Raw genomic sequence first — 287 nt, 5'->3', positions numbered from 1 at the left:
ACCTACAATTGCTGTAAACATAGAGGTTAAAATACCAATTGCTAGGGTTACCGCAAAGCCTGCAACAGGACCGGTACCAACAGCAAACAAGATAATCGCCGCAATTAATGTGGTGATATTGGCATCAAAAATAGTACTAAAGGCGCTATCGTAACCAAAATGAACCGCTTGTTGAGGGCTACGGCCATCAGCGAGCTCTTCACGAATACGCTCAAATATAAGTACGTTCGCATCAACAGCCATACCCACGGTTAATACAATACCTGCGATACCCGGTAGGGTAAGCG

At 44.9% G+C, this 287-nt stretch carries 1 protein-coding gene; it reads right to left on the bottom strand.

Going from position 1 to position 287, the window contains the following annotated elements; all coding sequences use genetic code 11:
* Positions 1-287: MMPL family transporter (locus AAEY55_RS18210; protein ID WP_350552635.1), on the bottom strand; the 287-nt coding region annotated here is incomplete at both ends.

It is taken from the genome of Pseudoalteromonas sp. 120-MNA-CIBAN-0494 (assembly GCF_040308885.1).
Lineage (GTDB): Bacteria > Pseudomonadota > Gammaproteobacteria > Enterobacterales > Alteromonadaceae > Pseudoalteromonas > Pseudoalteromonas nigrifaciens.
Note: the sequence above shows the minus strand (reverse complement) of the source record. Positions and strands in the feature narration are given on the sequence as shown.